Annotated in this window: 15 protein-coding genes; 13 read left to right on the top strand and 2 right to left on the bottom strand. The window is 68.8% G+C overall.

Annotated elements, in window-relative coordinates; translation table 11 throughout:
* The first annotated feature begins 223 nt into the window (after window positions 1-223).
* Together G5B40_RS12005 and G5B40_RS12000 are read left to right on the top strand one after the other, a co-directional pair.
* Window positions 224-904: a polyamine aminopropyltransferase gene (locus G5B40_RS12005; protein WP_165098923.1), complete on the top strand. Its 681-nt coding sequence runs from the start codon at window positions 224-226 to the stop codon at window positions 902-904.
* Between the two features lie 200 nt (window positions 905-1,104).
* Complete coding sequence (locus G5B40_RS12000) at window positions 1,105-2,202, top strand: PA0069 family radical SAM protein (RefSeq protein ID WP_165098921.1); 1,098 nt, start codon at window positions 1,105-1,107, stop codon at window positions 2,200-2,202.
* Window positions 2,203-2,296: 94 nt separating this feature from the next.
* Here the strand turns inward: G5B40_RS12000 and G5B40_RS11995 are convergent, their stop codons facing one another.
* Window positions 2,297-3,832, bottom strand: coding sequence for an AMP-binding protein (locus tag G5B40_RS11995; RefSeq protein ID WP_165098919.1), 1,536 nt, complete (start codon window positions 3,830-3,832; stop codon window positions 2,297-2,299).
* 114 nt (window positions 3,833-3,946) lie between these two features.
* Between G5B40_RS11995 and G5B40_RS11990 the strand changes: the two genes are divergently transcribed.
* From G5B40_RS11990 to G5B40_RS11980, 3 genes are all read left to right on the top strand, one after another.
* Entirely contained in the window at window positions 3,947-4,600 is a 654-nt protein-coding gene (locus tag G5B40_RS11990) for a 50S ribosomal protein L25/general stress protein Ctc (protein WP_165098916.1), read from the top strand.
* Window positions 4,601-4,692: 92 nt separating this feature from the next.
* Window positions 4,693-5,382 carry an aminoacyl-tRNA hydrolase gene (gene pth, locus G5B40_RS11985; protein WP_165098913.1) on the top strand — a complete coding sequence of 230 codons (690 nt, stop codon included), beginning with the start codon at window positions 4,693-4,695 and terminating at the stop codon, window positions 5,380-5,382.
* Between the two features lie 2 nt (window positions 5,383-5,384).
* Window positions 5,385-5,609 carry a sulfurtransferase TusA family protein gene (locus G5B40_RS11980; RefSeq protein WP_425500061.1) on the top strand — a complete coding sequence of 75 codons (225 nt, stop codon included), beginning with the start codon at window positions 5,385-5,387 and terminating at the stop codon, window positions 5,607-5,609.
* Between the two features lie 3 nt (window positions 5,610-5,612).
* Here G5B40_RS11980 and G5B40_RS11975 read toward each other — a convergent pair whose 3' ends face one another.
* Window positions 5,613-6,539 carry a ChaN family lipoprotein gene (locus G5B40_RS11975; protein ID WP_165098907.1) on the bottom strand — a complete coding sequence of 309 codons (927 nt, stop codon included), beginning with the start codon at window positions 6,537-6,539 and terminating at the stop codon, window positions 5,613-5,615.
* Here G5B40_RS11975 and G5B40_RS11970 point away from each other — a divergent pair.
* The 8 genes from G5B40_RS11970 (at window position 6,538) to dapB (ending at window position 13,690) form a co-directional block, all read left to right on the top strand.
* Window positions 6,538-6,933: a GFA family protein gene (locus tag G5B40_RS11970; protein WP_165098905.1), complete on the top strand. Its 396-nt coding sequence runs from the start codon at window positions 6,538-6,540 to the stop codon at window positions 6,931-6,933. The genes G5B40_RS11975 and G5B40_RS11970 overlap by 2 nt on opposite strands.
* Before the next feature lie 173 nt (window positions 6,934-7,106).
* Window positions 7,107-8,018, top strand: coding sequence for a 5-bromo-4-chloroindolyl phosphate hydrolysis family protein (locus tag G5B40_RS11965; RefSeq protein WP_165098903.1), 912 nt, complete (start codon window positions 7,107-7,109; stop codon window positions 8,016-8,018).
* A 49-nt stretch (window positions 8,019-8,067) separates the two neighbouring features.
* A complete protein-coding gene (locus G5B40_RS11960; protein ID WP_165098901.1) occupies window positions 8,068-9,237 on the top strand; it encodes a toxic anion resistance protein in 1,170 nt (389 codons plus the stop codon).
* Entirely contained in the window at window positions 9,237-10,094 is an 858-nt protein-coding gene (locus G5B40_RS11955) for a DUF2927 domain-containing protein (RefSeq protein ID WP_165098899.1), read from the top strand. Before G5B40_RS11960 ends, G5B40_RS11955 begins: the two co-directional genes overlap by 1 nt.
* Before the next feature lie 14 nt (window positions 10,095-10,108).
* On the top strand, window positions 10,109-10,495 hold the full coding sequence (locus G5B40_RS11950) for a DUF805 domain-containing protein (protein ID WP_165098897.1): 387 nt from the start codon (window positions 10,109-10,111) through the stop codon (window positions 10,493-10,495).
* A 14-nt stretch (window positions 10,496-10,509) separates the two neighbouring features.
* Window positions 10,510-11,625: an SPFH domain-containing protein gene (locus tag G5B40_RS11945; protein WP_165098895.1), complete on the top strand. Its 1,116-nt coding sequence runs from the start codon at window positions 10,510-10,512 to the stop codon at window positions 11,623-11,625.
* A gap of 7 nt (window positions 11,626-11,632) precedes the next feature.
* Entirely contained in the window at window positions 11,633-12,772 is a 1,140-nt protein-coding gene (locus tag G5B40_RS11940) for a TFIIB-type zinc ribbon-containing protein (protein ID WP_165098893.1), read from the top strand.
* Window positions 12,773-12,877: 105 nt separating this feature from the next.
* Window positions 12,878-13,690 (top strand): 4-hydroxy-tetrahydrodipicolinate reductase, encoded by an 813-nt coding sequence (gene dapB / locus G5B40_RS11935; protein WP_165098891.1) that lies wholly within the window; start codon window positions 12,878-12,880, stop codon window positions 13,688-13,690.
* The last annotated feature ends 130 nt before the right edge of the window (window positions 13,691-13,820 follow it).

Raw genomic sequence — 13,820 nt, 5'->3', positions numbered from 1 at the left:
GAACGCGCTCAGATGCAATCCCGTGAGATGTGGAACCGGCGCGTCGTCGTGCCGTGAGGCCGTCAACGAGCCGGATTTCGGAGTCCTGAAACCCGCTGGCCCGCGCTGACGGATACGGGCGGCCGAACAGCGACAGCCGTCTGACTTCAACCGACGACGGGCCTTCACCTCCGTCCCTCGATCGGGTACGCGGAGGCCTCGCCTGAACAAGGGACGCCCCTGCATGCTGCCGTGGATACATCTGGCGACGGCGACGATGCCGGACGGCGCCACGCTGCGGCTTCTGCGTCGGGGCGCGGAGTTCTCGATTCGCCTCCGCGACGGCAACGAACTGATGAACAGCCGTCTCGCCGCTTCGGAGGAGGCGCTCGCGACCCTGGCCATCGAGCGTTTGGCTGGACGCCGGGCGCCCCGCATCCTGATCGGCGGGCTCGGCATGGGCTTCACTCTCCGCGCCGCGCAGGCCGCTGCGGGTTCCGATGCGCGCCTGATCGTGTCGGAGATCGTTCCCGAGTTGATCGACTGGGCGACGGCGCACATGGCGGACGTGTTCGGAGACTGCCTTTCGGACCCGAGAGTCGAGCTGAACACCGGCGATGTCGGCGCCGTGATCCGCGCGGCGGGGGCGGCGTTCGACGCGATTCTGCTCGATGTCGACAACGGGCCGAACGGCGTGACCCGCGCCGGCAACGACGCGCTCTATGGGGAGGCGGGCCTGCTGGCGGCGCGGCGGGCGCTGACGCCCGGTGGCGTCCTCGCCATCTGGTCCGCCGCGCCCGACCCCGGTTTTTCGCGACGCCTGTCGCATTGCGGGTTCGCGACCAGCGTGACGAAGGTCCGGGCGGTGCGCGCGAAACGCGGCGCGCGTCATACGGTCTGGCTCGCCACGCAGCGAAGTGAGTGACGTCTGGCGGCGATCCGGCCGGGCGGGCCCTCGGTCGGCTCTGAACGGCGCGCCGCAAGCGCGATAGGGGCCTGCGCGCCGCATGGCGGATATGAAGAATCTCCGCCGGCGTCTCCGGATCGGGCCGCGTCAATTTCCGGACTCGCTCACCACGCTAAATGTTCCTATAATGTTCCTCTTATTGAGGAGCGTCGATTCGAATGAACGGGTCGGAAATCGGCAGCCGGACGCGACGCGGACGCGGCGCCGTCTCCAATCGCGCGGGTCGGTTCGAGCCGACGACGCGTGAGGCGTTCGACGACGGTTGGACGCCGGACGTACCCCTGCCGCTGAAGACCGAGATCAGTATCGACCGATCGCGATCGGTCATCAGCCGCGTCGCCTCGCCCGATCTGCCATTCACCCGCTCGATCAACCCCTATCGCGGGTGTGAGCATGGCTGCGTCTATTGTTTCGCCCGGCCGACCCACGCCTATCTCGGCCTTTCGCCGGGCCTCGATTTCGAAACGAAACTCACGGTGAAGCCAAGGGCGCCTGAGCTCCTGCGCCGCGCGCTCTCGCGCCCCCGCTACAGGCCGGAGCCGATCGCCATCGGAACCAACACCGACCCCTACCAGCCGATCGAGAAAACCCACCGCGTCATGCGCGGGCTGCTGGAGGTTCTTTCCGAGTTCAACCATCCGGTGACCATCGTCACCAAATCGGCGATGGTGGCGCGCGATGTGGATCTTCTCGGTCCGATGGGGCGGCGCGGGCTGGCGCGGGTCTCGCTCTCTCTCACTTCTCTGGACGCCGGTCTTTCACGGAAGATGGAGCCGCGCGCCGCCACGCCCGACCGCAGGCTCTGGGCGATGCGCCAACTGGCGGCGGCGGGCTGTCCGGTCGGCGTGATGACCGCCCCGCTGATCCCTGCGATCAACGACCAGCAGATCGAGGCGCTCCTGCGCGCCGCCGCCGCCTCCGGGGCTACGAGCGCCGGCTATGTCGTTCTGCGTCTGCCTCTCGAAGTGCGCGATCTCTTCGTCGAATGGCTGGAGGCGCATTTCCCCGACCGCGCCGCGCGGGTGATGCGCTATGTGCGCGAGATTCACGGCGGGCGCGATTATGACCCGGAATGGGGCAAGCGGCTGAAGGGGGAAGGGGTTTACGCCGATCTTATCGGCCGCCGCTTTCGCCGCGCCGCGGCCGCGCACGGGCTCGACCGGCCCGTGAAGCCGCTCCGCACCGATCTCTTCACACCGCCCGCCGCGATCCCCGTCGCGCCGCAACTTTCCTTTCTCGACCGGCTCGACAGCTGATCCGGGCGCCCGTCGCCGCGCGCGCCGGCGTTGCGGCGCGCCGCTGGCGTCCGGTCGCCGCGGGCGACGCAGTTGATGCGGCGCTTCCTAGTGGTCAGATATTGCGCCCCGCGTCTCGCCAGTATGGCGCGCGCAGCCGGGCCTTGAAGATCTTGCCGCTGTCCTCTCGCGGCAGCGCGTCGTGGAATTCGATGACGCGCGGGTGCTTCATCCGTGCGAGCCGTCCGTCGAGCCAGGCCAGTACCTCGGCCCGGTCGGGGGACCAGCCCGCCGCCGGCTGGATCGCGGCGACGATGCGCTCGCCGAATTCCACGTCGGGCGCGCCGAAAACCGCGGCGTCGGCGATGAACGGCGCCTCGATGAGCGCGCCCTCGATCTCCGCCGGGAAGATGTTCGCGCCGCCGGAGATGATCATGTCCTTCTTCCGGTCTGAGATGAAGAGATAACCCTCTTCATCGAGCCAGCCCATGTCGCCGACCGAGACATGGCCGCGCCGCTCAGCCTCCTTCCGGCCCTCGGGGTCGTTCGAATAGGCGAAATCGCCATAGGCCTCGACCCGCACATGGATGTCGCCGACCGCGCCGGGCGGCAGCGCGTTTCCCTCTGCGTCGAGGATCAGGATCGAGCCGCCCATCTGCACCCGCCCCGCCGTCCCCGGTCGCGCCAGCGCCTCCGCCGAGGAGACCATGGTCATGAAGCCGATCTCGGAGGCGCCGTAGCTTTCCCAGAACACCGGCCCCCACCAGTCGATCATCGCCGTCTTCAGGTCGTGCGGAAAGGGCGAGCCGGTCGAGAGGCAGAATTCGACCGCCGAGAGGTCGTAGCGCGCCTTCACCTCGTCGGGCAGCTTCAACATCCGGCTCATCATCGTCGGGACGAGATAGATATGCGTCGCCCGCGTTTCGGTCGCGGCGCGCAGGAACCCCTCCGCGTCGAAGCGCGGCAGGATATGAACGCTCGTCTCCGGCGTCGCCATCGCCATCGTCGTCAGCGACGACGGAGCGGAATGATAGAGCGGCGCGGCGGTCAGAAATCGCCCGCCGGGCCGCATCCGCATCATCTCGACCGCGATCCGGCGCCGTGTCTCCGCGCTGTCCTTCGTCAGCCCGGCCGTGGCGCGCCTGATGCCCTTCGGCCTGCCGGTGGAGCCGGAAGTGTAGCGGAGAATCGGGCGCATCAGCTCGTTTCCGGCGAAGGGCGCTGCGGCGTCGCGGAGCGCCGCCCATTCCCCGAGATCGGGGCGCGCCGCCGCCGCTTCGGGCGAGACGCCGTAGGCCGCGCGCATCGCCCGTCCCGGCGTGACCGCGATCACCGTCCGGCCTTTCAGCGCCTGCGCCAGCGGGTCGACCAGATCGCGATGGACGATGACCGCGCGGGCGTCGCAATCCGTCAGGATATCCTCGACCTCGCGCGCCGCGCCGTGCCAGTTGAGTTGACAGAGCACCGCTCCCGCCAGCGCCGTCGCCCGCATCACCTCGAGATGCGCCAGATCGTTGCGCAGAATCGTGGCGACCACGTCGTCCGGCCTGACGCCGAGCGCGATCAGCGCGCCGGCGCCCTTCGCGCCCCGCGCCTCCAGCGCGTTGCGGTCGATCGAACCGTCCGCGTCGCTCGCGACCGTTCCCGTCATCGCATCCCTCACGCCCCGAGCCCGGCTTTGACACCGCCGACGTTTCGACTATAAGCCCGCCTTCGCGGCGCTTACACCCCTGGAGGATCGCCGCCATGTCAAGGAGACAGAAAAATGGCTGACATGCCAATCATCGAGGCCCGGACCCGGGCCGAAGCGGGCAAAGGGGCTGCCCGACGGACGCGGCGCGAGGGCATGGTGCCTGCCGTGATCTATGGCGGCGGCGCAGACCCGCAGCCGATCGCGATCAAGGACAACGTCCTGATGCGCGCCCTGAAGGCGGGCAAGTTCCGCTCGACCCTGATCAATGTCCGCGTCGACGGCGTCGACAACCGGGTGATCTGCCGCGACGTGCAGCGCGATGTGGTCAAGGATCTGCCGATCCACGCCGATTTCCTGCGTCTGAGCGAAGGAAGCCGGATCAACCTCTACATCCCGGTCGAGTTCATCAATGAAGACGATTGCCCGGGCTTGCGCGCCGGCGGCGTTCTCACGGTGGTGCGCAACGAGGTCGAGTTGAAGGTGACCGCCGGTTCGATCCCCGAGAAGCTGATCGCCGATCTTTCCGGGATGAATATCGGCGATACGATTACGATCTCGAAGATCGATTTGCCGAAGGGCACGCGGCCGATGATCACCGACCGCGATTTCATGATCGCCAACATCTCGGCGCCGTCGGCGCTTCTCTCCGCCGATGCGGAAGAGGATGAGGGCGAGGAGGCCGAGGCCGACGCCGAAGAGGCTGAAGAGGAAGCGTCCAAGGAGTAAGCGCGCAGGGCCATGCGCCCGCGCCGTTTGCCGATTGCGACAGACGCCGCCCGGATTCCGGGCGGCGTTCGCCCTGAGCGGAGGGCCGCGCGATGAAACTGATCGTCGGGTTGGGCAATGTCGGCGCGCGCTATGCGCGCACGCGCCACAATGTCGGTTTCATGGCGGTCGACCGGATCGCCGGTGCTCACGGTTTTTCCGCCTGGCGGCGCAAGTTCCAGGGCGAGATCGCCGAGGGCCGCCTCGGCGACGCGAAATGCACTCTCCTGAAACCCGGCACGATGATGAACCTTTCCGGCCAGGCGGTGGGCGAGGCCGCGCGTTTCCTGAAAATCGCGCCCGAAGACGTCATCGTCCTTCATGACGAAATCGACCTCGCGCCCTCGAAATGCCGGGTGAAGCGCGGCGGCGGCCATGCCGGCCATAACGGTCTGCGCTCGATTCACCAGCATATCGGGCCGGATTACGTGCGGGTGAGGATCGGCGTCGGCCATCCCGGCGACAAGGCGGCGGTGGCGAATTACGTCCTCCACGACTTTGCGAAGGCCGACGAAGCCTGGCTCGACGATCTTCTGCGCGGCGTCGCCGACGGCGCGCCGCTTCTCGCCGCGGGCGACGACGCGGGCTTCATGAACGCCGTCGCGCTTCGCACCCGGCCGCAGCGACCAGAGCCCGCGAAGCCCGCCAAGAGTGAAGCGCCGGCGCCGTCCGCCGCGCCGGAAGCGCCGGACCCGGCCTCCGCCTCTCCCTTCGCGCGGCTTCTGGACCGGTTTCGGAATTGACCGTGGCGGTGCTGGATGCGCGCGGGTTGCTCTGCCCGCTTCCGGTGCTCAAGGTGCGAAAGCGCCTCGGCCCACTCGCCCCCGGCGCGGTGCTGGAGATGCTGGCGGACGACCCCGCCGCGATCGTCGATGTGCCGCATTTCTGCGCCGAAGCCGGGCATGAGCTCCTTTCGGCGACGCCGCGGGACGCGGGCGCGACGCTTTACCGGATCAGGAAGGGCGGCTGAGGCTCAAGGCTTCTGTCGCGACTCGATGAAGTCCGCGCAGGGATCACCCCGGTCGAAGGGCTCCGTGTAGATCGCGATGTCGAAGAGCGCGCCGTCCCCAGCCGCTTCATCCCGCCCGACCTCGATCATCCCCACCGAAGAGACGCGAAGCGCAGGCGCCGCGCGGCGCAGATAGAGCGGCGCGCCCCGGTCCGCGCGCGCGTGCCCGTTCCCGGCGATCAGCGCGGCGGGCGCATGGCCGGCCTCGACCAGCCGTAACGCGGCGTCCGCGAAGGCGGCGTCGCGAAGCTGCTGCGCCTCGACCATGCCGGGCAGCATCGCCTCCGGCAGCGCGTCGCAATGCGCGGCCTTCTGCTCCGCCAGCATGTCGTCGATCACCGATTCGGGAAGGCGTTCCTCCAGCCGGTAGCGCGCGGCTCCGGCGCCGAACGCACGCGCCGCGCCGTCCTTCACCGCCGCTGTCAGCGCCGCGCGTTCAACGCCGCCGCCAGCGATCCGCGCCTCCGGCGCGGCGGCGAAGATCGGCGCGTACAGCGCCCAGTCCGGCCAGCCCGAATGCGCCCAGTCGAGCGCCGCGCCCAGGTCCGCGCCGCGGGCCCGCGCCTCGTTGGCGATGGCCTCGCGCGAACGCGGGATCATCTCGAAGGCGAGGCCCTTCGGCGCCAGCGCCCCGACGATCTTCGCCTGCCAGCGATGATGCGCCGGGTTGTCATGCCGTTCGCCGAGGATGACGATATCGGCGGCGCGGAGGCGGTCGATCATCTCCGCCTCGGTGAGCGCCGCGCCGCCGGCGCAGATCGCGCCGACATCGCGCGCGCAGGGCGCGGCCGCGGCGGGCGCCGCCAGGACGGCCGAAAGGGCGAAGAGGGCGGCGACGCGCGAAAGCATGATCGTGAGATAGACCGAATGGATATGAAAGGCCAAGCACATGACCGAAACGCACACCGGATCGTGCCTCTGCGGCGGGGTCGCTTATGAGGTCGACGGCCCGCTCCGCGCCGTCTGGGGCTGTCATTGCCGGCAATGCCGCAAGACATCCGGCCATCATGTCGCCGCCACCGCGGCGCCGGCGGAGGCGCACAGGCTCACCGCGGAGGAGACTCTCCGCTGGTATCGCTCCTCGGCGGGGGCTGAGCGCGGCTTTTGCGGGCGCTGCGGCGGCAACCTCTTCTGGCGGCGCGTCGGGGGCGCGACGATTTCGATTTTCGCGGGCACGCTCGACGCGCCGACCGGCCTCTCGCTCACCCGGCATATTTTCGCCCGATACAAGGGTGATTACTACGACCTGGCGGACGGAGCGGGTATCTTTCCCGAATCCGACTGACGCGGGGCGCATCGGCGCCTATATTGGGCCAGTCGCGCACCGGCGGCCGCAGAAAGGGAAATTCGCGTGAAAACGCTCGCCTATGTCGTTCTGGCGCTGACCATCTTCACCGCTTCCTGCGCGGCCTTCGTCGCCGATCATGAGGCGCGCGCGCCCGCCGTGGCGGTATCGGAATGAGCGGGGCGAAGCGTTTTGGCGGCGCCCATTCGCCCGGAAACGCGCGGCCGACGCCCGGCGCTGCGGGTCCGGCGCGCCGATCATGGTTCTCCGGGCGCAAGACGCGGGGCTTCAGCTGGCGCATCCTCGGCCTCTATCTTGCGCCCTCGCCGCTTCTTCTCACCGGCGTCGGCGCGATCCTCACCGCCGATCTGCCGCGCATCCTCTGGGCGATGGGCGGCTGGGCGGCGCTGATCCTCGCCGCCAGGCTGACCGGCGAAGGGGTGAAGGCCGCCGCCGCCTATGACGAACGGATCATCGCCCGCCCGCCGGCCTTTCCGCGAAAACTGGTCGCGGCCGCCCTGACCGGGCTGAGTATCGCCGGACTTTGCTTCATCGGCGCCGGTCTCGGTCTGCCGATCTCGCTCTTTTACGGCGTGCTCGCCGCTGGCGCGCATGTCGCCGCGTTCGGGCCGGACCCGCTGCGCGCGAAAGGCGGGGCCGGGGTCTCGTCGGTCGATCTCGACCGTGTGGCGGAAAAGCTGGAGACGGCCGAGGCCGTGGTGAAAGAGACAGCGGCCGCCGCCGACCGGCTTCGCGACCGCGGCTTGAGCGAGCGGATCGACCGGCTCGCCTTCGCCGCCAGGGATATCCTGCGCGAGATCGAGAGCGACCCGCGCGACATGGTCCGCGCCCGGCGCTTTCTCTCCGTCCACCTTGTCGGCCTGCGCGATTCCACGCTGAAATTCGCCGCCGCGCGGGAAAAGGGCGCTGCCGAAGCGCTGCGCGGCGAATACGAGGCTCTGCTTGGCGACCTGGAGACAAGTTTCGCCCGACAGCGCGAACGCCTTGTGGCGAGCGATCAGACCGCGCTGGAAGTGGAGATCGAAGTGCTCCGCGACCGGCTGAAGCAGGAAGGCGCGCTTTGATGAAACACAGGGAAACCCGACAGGAACGCCCGATCAAAAGGATGACACGATGACCGAAGACATGCGCGAGAAAGCCAAGGCGGCGGTCGCGGAGGCGGAGGCGGTGACCGCCGCGCCGTTGGCCGAACCCGCCGCCGATATCGTCGCAGCCGACCGGATGACGCCGGAGGAAGCGAAGGAGGTCGAAGCGCTTATCGACCAGCTCGACATGTCCGACGCGCAGTCGATCATCAAGTTCGGCTCGTCGACGCAGACCGAATTGCAGACGATCTCCTCCGCGATGCTGGACGGCGTGCGCAACAAGGATGTCGGCCCGGCCGGGCAGTCGCTGCGCGAGATGGTGCTGAACATCCGCGGCTTCGATGTCGATGAACTGAACCCCGACCGCAAGCGCAGCTGGTGGGAGCGGCTTGTCGGCAAGGCCCGCCCTGTCGCCGACTTCATCGAGAAATACGAAGGCGTGCGCGGCCAGATCGACCGGATATCGGACCAGCTCCTGACCCATGAGACGGTGCTGCTGAAAGACATCAAGTCGCTCGACAAGCTTTATGAGACGAGCCTCGATTTCTACAATCATCTCGCGCTCTGCATCGCCGCGGGCGAGGAAAAGCTGCGCCGGCTCGACGAGGATGAAATCCCCGCGAAAGCCGCGCAGGTGGAGGCCGAAACCGGCCCCGACGGCGTGATGGAGGCGCAGGAGCTCCGCGATCTTCGCGCCGCGCGCGACGATCTCGAACGGCGGGTGCACGACCTGAAGCTGACGCGGCAGGTCACGATGCAGTCGCTCCCCTCGATCCGCCTGGTGCAGGAGAACGACAAGAGCCTGGTGACCAAGATCAATTCCACGCTCGTCAACACCGTCCCGCTGTGGGAGACGCAACTGGCGCAGGCGGTGACGATCTACCGCTCGCGCGAAGCGGCCGGGACGGTGAAGGAGGCGACCGACCTCACCAACGAGCTGCTGACGAAGAACGCCGCCAACCTGAAGGACGCCAATCGCGAAGTCAGGAAGGAGATGGAGCGCGGCGTCTTCGACATCGAGGCGGTGAAGCAGGCGAACCGCACGCTGATCGAGACGATCGAGGAAAGCCTCCGTATCGCCGATGAAGGCAAGGCGAAGCGCGCCGCCGCCGAGGCCGAGCTTCAGACGATGGAGAGCGAGTTGAAATCGACGCTGGCCGCCGCGAAGGCCGGCCGCCCGGCCCCGCCGCAGGCCTGATGCGCCCGCGCGCCGTCCTTCCGGCTCTGCTCGCGGTCCTGGCGCTTTGCGCCTGCGCCGCCGATCAGGGCGCGAGTTATCGCGAATACGCCGCGATGCTGGCGGCGGATGGCGGGCTTCGGTCTGACACCGCGCCGGCGGACGCGCCCTTCACCAACGCCGATCTCGCGATGGATTTCGGCCGCATCGCGCTTTTTCGCGAATATCGCCGCGATGATGACGGGCGGCTGGTGCAGGAGCTGACGCCGACGCGGATCAGCCGCTGGACCGACCCGATCCGCTACCAGATCGTCGGCGCCGGCGCGACCGAGGCCGACCGCGCGGAATACGCCATGCTGGCGCGGCGGATCGGCGCGCTGACCGGGCTCGATCTCGCGGAAACTTCCGGCGCGCCGAATCTCTCGATCCTCATTCTCGGCCCGTCGGAGCGCTACGCCTTCATCCAGGCGCTGGAGGAGGACGGCGCCGCCGCGCGCCTGCCGCTCGTTCTGCAATGGGCCGGCGACGTCGCCTATCCCTGCATCGGCCAGGTCGGGTACGACGATGCGGAGAGCGGCCGGATCTCCGGCGCGATGATCATGATCAAGGCCGAGCTTGACGGGATGCTGCGGCGCAGCTGCATCCATGAAGAACTGGCGCAGACGCTCGGCCTGATGAATGACGATCCGGACGTGCGGCCGTCGATCTTCAACGACGATCAGGAATTCGCGCTGCTGACCGAGCATGACGAATATCTCCTCCGCATCCTCTATCATCCGCGCCTCCGGCCGGGCATGACGGCGGAGGAGGCGCTGCCGCTGGTGGCGGGGATTGTCGATGAACTGCGGCCCGGCGGCGCCGACCCGGCCGCCGAATGAGAGGAGACGTAACGATGGAACTGGGTGAAGCGGTTTCCACCTGCCTCAGCAAATACGCCACGATCTCCGGCCGCGCCCGGCGCTCGGAGTTCTGGTGGTGGGTGCTTGCGACATGGCTCGTCGGGCTCGGCGTCGGCCTTCTCGAAGCCGTTCTCGGCATCGGCTCCCCGGATGGCGGCGGGCCGCTCAGCGGGCTTTACGCGCTGGCGATCCTCCTGCCGAACATCTGCGTCGCCGGCCGACGGCTCCACGACACCGACCGCTCGGCCTGGTGGCTGCTGATCGTACTCGTTCCGGTCATCGGCTTTCTTGTGCTGATCTATTTCTACATCCAGCGCGGCACGACCGGCGAGAACCGCTTCGGTCCGGATCCGCTCGCCGCCGCGGCCGCACCGCAATAGAGGGAGACGACCCCATGAGCCTCTGGGACAAGCTGACCGGCGAGTTCATCGACGTCATCGAATGGACGGACGACAGCCGCGACACCATGGTCTGGCGGTTCGAACGCCACGGCGCCGAGATCAAGTACGGCGCAAAGCTGACGGTGCGTGAAGGGCAAGCCGCGGTCTTCGTCCACGAGGGCCAGCTCGCGGACGTGTTCCAGCCCGGCCTTTACATGCTCGAGACCAACAACATGCCGGTGATGACCACGCTTCAGCACTGGGATCACGGCTTCCAGTCGCCCTTCAAGTCGGAGATCTATTACGTCTCCACCCGCCGGTTCCAGGACCTGAAATGGGGCACGAAGAACCCGGTCATGCTGCGCGACCCGGAGTTTGGCCCGATCCGGCTCCGGGCGTTCGGGACCTACTCGGCGCGGGTCATCGACCCCGCCCTCTTCCTGACCGAGATCGTCGGCACCGATGGCGAGGTGACGACGGAAGAGGTCGCCTTCCAACTCCGGAACGTGATCGTCTCGCGCTTCTCCAACGCCCTCGCCTCCTCCGGCATCGCCGCGCTCGATCTGGCGGCGAACACCGATGAACTGGCGGAGCTTCTTCGGAAACGCGTCGCGCCGGAGCTTGCGGCCTATGGCGTCGAAACCCCGGCGCTGATGATCGAGAACATCTCCCTCCCGCAGGAGGTCGAGAAGGCGCTGGACCGGCGGACCTCGATGGGCGTCGTCGGCGATCTTGGCAAATACGCGCAGTTCCAGGCCGCCGAAGCCATGCGCGCTGCGGCCGAGAACCCCGGCGCCGCCGGCGGCGGCATGGGCGCCGGGATCGGCATGGGCATGGGCATGGGCATGGCGAGAGGGATGGCGCAACCCGGCCCCTGGGGCCAGGCCCCCGCCGCCGCTCCTCCACCCCCGCCGCCCCCGGCCGAGCGGGTCTGGCACCTCGCCGAGAACGGCGCGACAAAGGGCCCCTACGGGCGCGGCGATCTCGGCCGCATGGTTCAGGAGGGCGCGTTCAGCCGCGAAACCCTGGTCTGGTCGCCCGGCTACGAGGGCTGGAAGCCGGCCGGCGAGATCACCGAACTCGCCCAGCTCTTCACCATCGCGCCGCCCCCCCCGCCGCCCTCCGCGTGAGCCGCCCGTGACGGACGAAACCGCCCCGCAGCCCGGGAAATTCCCCTGCGAGACCTGCGGCGCCGCCCTCGTCTTCGCGCCCGGCGAAGCCGTCACCCGCTGCCCGTTCTGCGGCGCCGAGAACCGGATCGAGGAGCCGGCGAACCCCTGGGCCGTCGAGAAAAGCGAGGCCGCGCTGGACGAGCAGAACCTCGCCCGCGCCCTCGAAGGCAAGCTGGACGAAGCCGAGATCGAGGAGACCCGCACCGTCCACTGCGACTCATGCGGCGCCGATGTGGAGTTCGACGCGGACACCCACGCCGGAACCTGCCCGTTCTGCGCCTCGCCCATCGTGACGGAAACCTCCGCCAACCGGCACATCAAGCCGAAGGGCGTCCTCCCCTTCGGCCTGACCGAGCGCGAGGCGCGAAAGGCGATGACCGACTGGCTCGGCCGCCTCTGGTTCGCGCCCTCCGGCCTCAAGGACTACGCCCGCGCCGGCCGGCCGATGGAGGGGCTCTACGTTCCCTACTGGACCTATGACGCGGACACCGAAACGCGCTATCGCGGCCAGCGCGGCGACGTCTACTACGTCACCCGGCGCGTTCCGGTGACGGTGAATGGCAAGACGCAGATGCAGCTGCGCCAGGTCCCGAAAATCCGCTGGTCCGCCGCCTCCGGCCGCGTCGCGCGCTTTTTCGACGACGTGCTCGTCCTCGCCTCCCGCTCGCTCCCGAAGGAATACGCCGACAAGCTCGGCCCCTGGGATCTCTCCCAACTTCGCCCGTACCGCCCCGCATTTCTCGCCGGCTTCCGGGCCGAGGCCTACACCGTGCCCCTGCAGGACGGCTACGCCGAAGCCCGCGCGAAGATGGACGAGGTCATCCGCCGCGACATCCGTTTCGACATCGGCGGCGACCAGCAGCGCATCAACGCGGTCGAGACGACGATCTCCGGCGCCACCTTCAAGCATATCCTCCTCCCGGTCTGGCTCGCCGCCTATAAATACCGGGGCCAGACCTACCGCTTCATCGTCAACGGCCGCACCGGCGCCGTGCAGGGGGAGCGGCCCTGGTCCGCCTGGAAGATCGCCGCCGCCGTGATCCTCGGCCTCGTCGCCGCCGGCGCCGTCGGCTACGCGCTCCACGCCTCCGGCGGCTTGCGTTGACGTTGACTCACATGCGGCCTCTGCATCAACGCGAAGCGCGGTGAGGCGGCTTGCGCTGACCCGGCGCGCGGCATAGGCGAGGGAAAACCGGAGAGGGAGAGCGCGATGGAGCCGATGAACGTGTCAGTGCTGGGCTGCTCCGGCCGCATGGGCCGGATGCTGATCCGCGCGGTGGACGAGAACGAGGGCGCGCGCCTTGTCGGCGTGACCGAGCGCGAAGGCCACGACTGGGCGGGGCGCGACCTCGGGACCTGCCTCGGCGGCCCGGAGCGCGGCCTGAAGGTCGAGACCGACCCGCTGGAAGTTTTCGCCCGGTCCGAGGCCGTCCTCGACTTCACCACCCCCGCCGCCAGCGTCGCCCACGCCGAACTCGCCGCCCAGGCCCGCGCCGTCCATGTCGTCGGCGCCACCGGCCATGAGCCCGGCCAGCTCGAAAAATTCACCGCCGCCGCCCGCCACACTGCCATCGTGCGGGCCGGCAACATGTCGCTCGGCGTCAATCTCCTCGCCGCGCTGACCCGCAAGGTCGCCGCCGCCCTCGACGCCGATTTCGACATCGAGATCGTCGAGTCCCATCACCGCATGAAGATCGACGCCCCCTCCGGCACCGCGCTGATGCTCGGCGAAGCCGCCGCCGCCGGCCGCGGCGTCGCGCTCGACGCCGTCGCCGACTGCGGCCGCGACGGCGAGACCGGAATCCGCGCCCGCGGCCATATCGGCTTCGCCGCCCTCCGCGGCGGCGACGTCGTCGGCGAACACGACGTGATCTTCGCCGGGACAGGCGAACGCCTCATCCTCCGCCACATCGCCACCGACCGGATGCTGTTCGCGAGGGGCGCCGTGAAGGCGGCGCTCTGGGCGCGGGGGAGGAAGCCGGGGGAGTATGACATGATGGATGTGCTGGAGTTGGGGAAGTAGAGGGCGTCGGTGGTCGAGTGGTTTGGTGGATCGTTCGGAGCCCGGAGCGGCACGGCTTCGCGCGACGCATGATTTCGGCTTTCGGCCCATAGCGGACATTCACCCGCTGCCCCATGCCGCAGTGCAGATC

The sequence above is a fragment of the Pikeienuella piscinae genome, from assembly GCF_011044155.1.
GTDB classification, from domain to species: Bacteria; Pseudomonadota; Alphaproteobacteria; order Rhodobacterales; family Rhodobacteraceae; genus Pikeienuella; species Pikeienuella piscinae.
Note: the sequence above shows the minus strand (reverse complement) of the source record. Positions and strands in the feature narration are given on the sequence as shown.

Excerpts from the sequence above, each read along its gene's own strand:
- G5B40_RS12005 (WP_165098923.1), top strand. The coding sequence starts at position 224 with ATGCTGCCGTGGATACATCTGGCGACGGCGACGATGCCGGACGGCGCC.
- G5B40_RS12000 (WP_165098921.1), top strand. The coding sequence starts at position 1,105 with ATGAACGGGTCGGAAATCGGCAGCCGGACGCGACGCGGACGCGGCGCC.
- G5B40_RS11995 (WP_165098919.1), bottom strand. The coding sequence starts at position 3,832 with ATGACGGGAACGGTCGCGAGCGACGCGGACGGTTCGATCGACCGCAAC.
- G5B40_RS11990 (WP_165098916.1), top strand. The coding sequence starts at position 3,947 with ATGGCTGACATGCCAATCATCGAGGCCCGGACCCGGGCCGAAGCGGGC.
- pth (WP_165098913.1), top strand. The coding sequence starts at position 4,693 with ATGAAACTGATCGTCGGGTTGGGCAATGTCGGCGCGCGCTATGCGCGC.
- G5B40_RS11970 (WP_165098905.1), top strand. The coding sequence starts at position 6,538 with ATGACCGAAACGCACACCGGATCGTGCCTCTGCGGCGGGGTCGCTTAT.
- G5B40_RS11975 (WP_165098907.1), bottom strand. The coding sequence starts at position 6,539 with ATGTGCTTGGCCTTTCATATCCATTCGGTCTATCTCACGATCATGCTT.
- G5B40_RS11965 (WP_165098903.1), top strand. The coding sequence starts at position 7,107 with ATGAGCGGGGCGAAGCGTTTTGGCGGCGCCCATTCGCCCGGAAACGCG.
- G5B40_RS11960 (WP_165098901.1), top strand. The coding sequence starts at position 8,068 with ATGACCGAAGACATGCGCGAGAAAGCCAAGGCGGCGGTCGCGGAGGCG.
- G5B40_RS11955 (WP_165098899.1), top strand. The coding sequence starts at position 9,237 with ATGCGCCCGCGCGCCGTCCTTCCGGCTCTGCTCGCGGTCCTGGCGCTT.
- G5B40_RS11950 (WP_165098897.1), top strand. The coding sequence starts at position 10,109 with ATGGAACTGGGTGAAGCGGTTTCCACCTGCCTCAGCAAATACGCCACG.
- G5B40_RS11945 (WP_165098895.1), top strand. The coding sequence starts at position 10,510 with ATGAGCCTCTGGGACAAGCTGACCGGCGAGTTCATCGACGTCATCGAA.
- dapB (WP_165098891.1), top strand. The coding sequence starts at position 12,878 with ATGGAGCCGATGAACGTGTCAGTGCTGGGCTGCTCCGGCCGCATGGGC.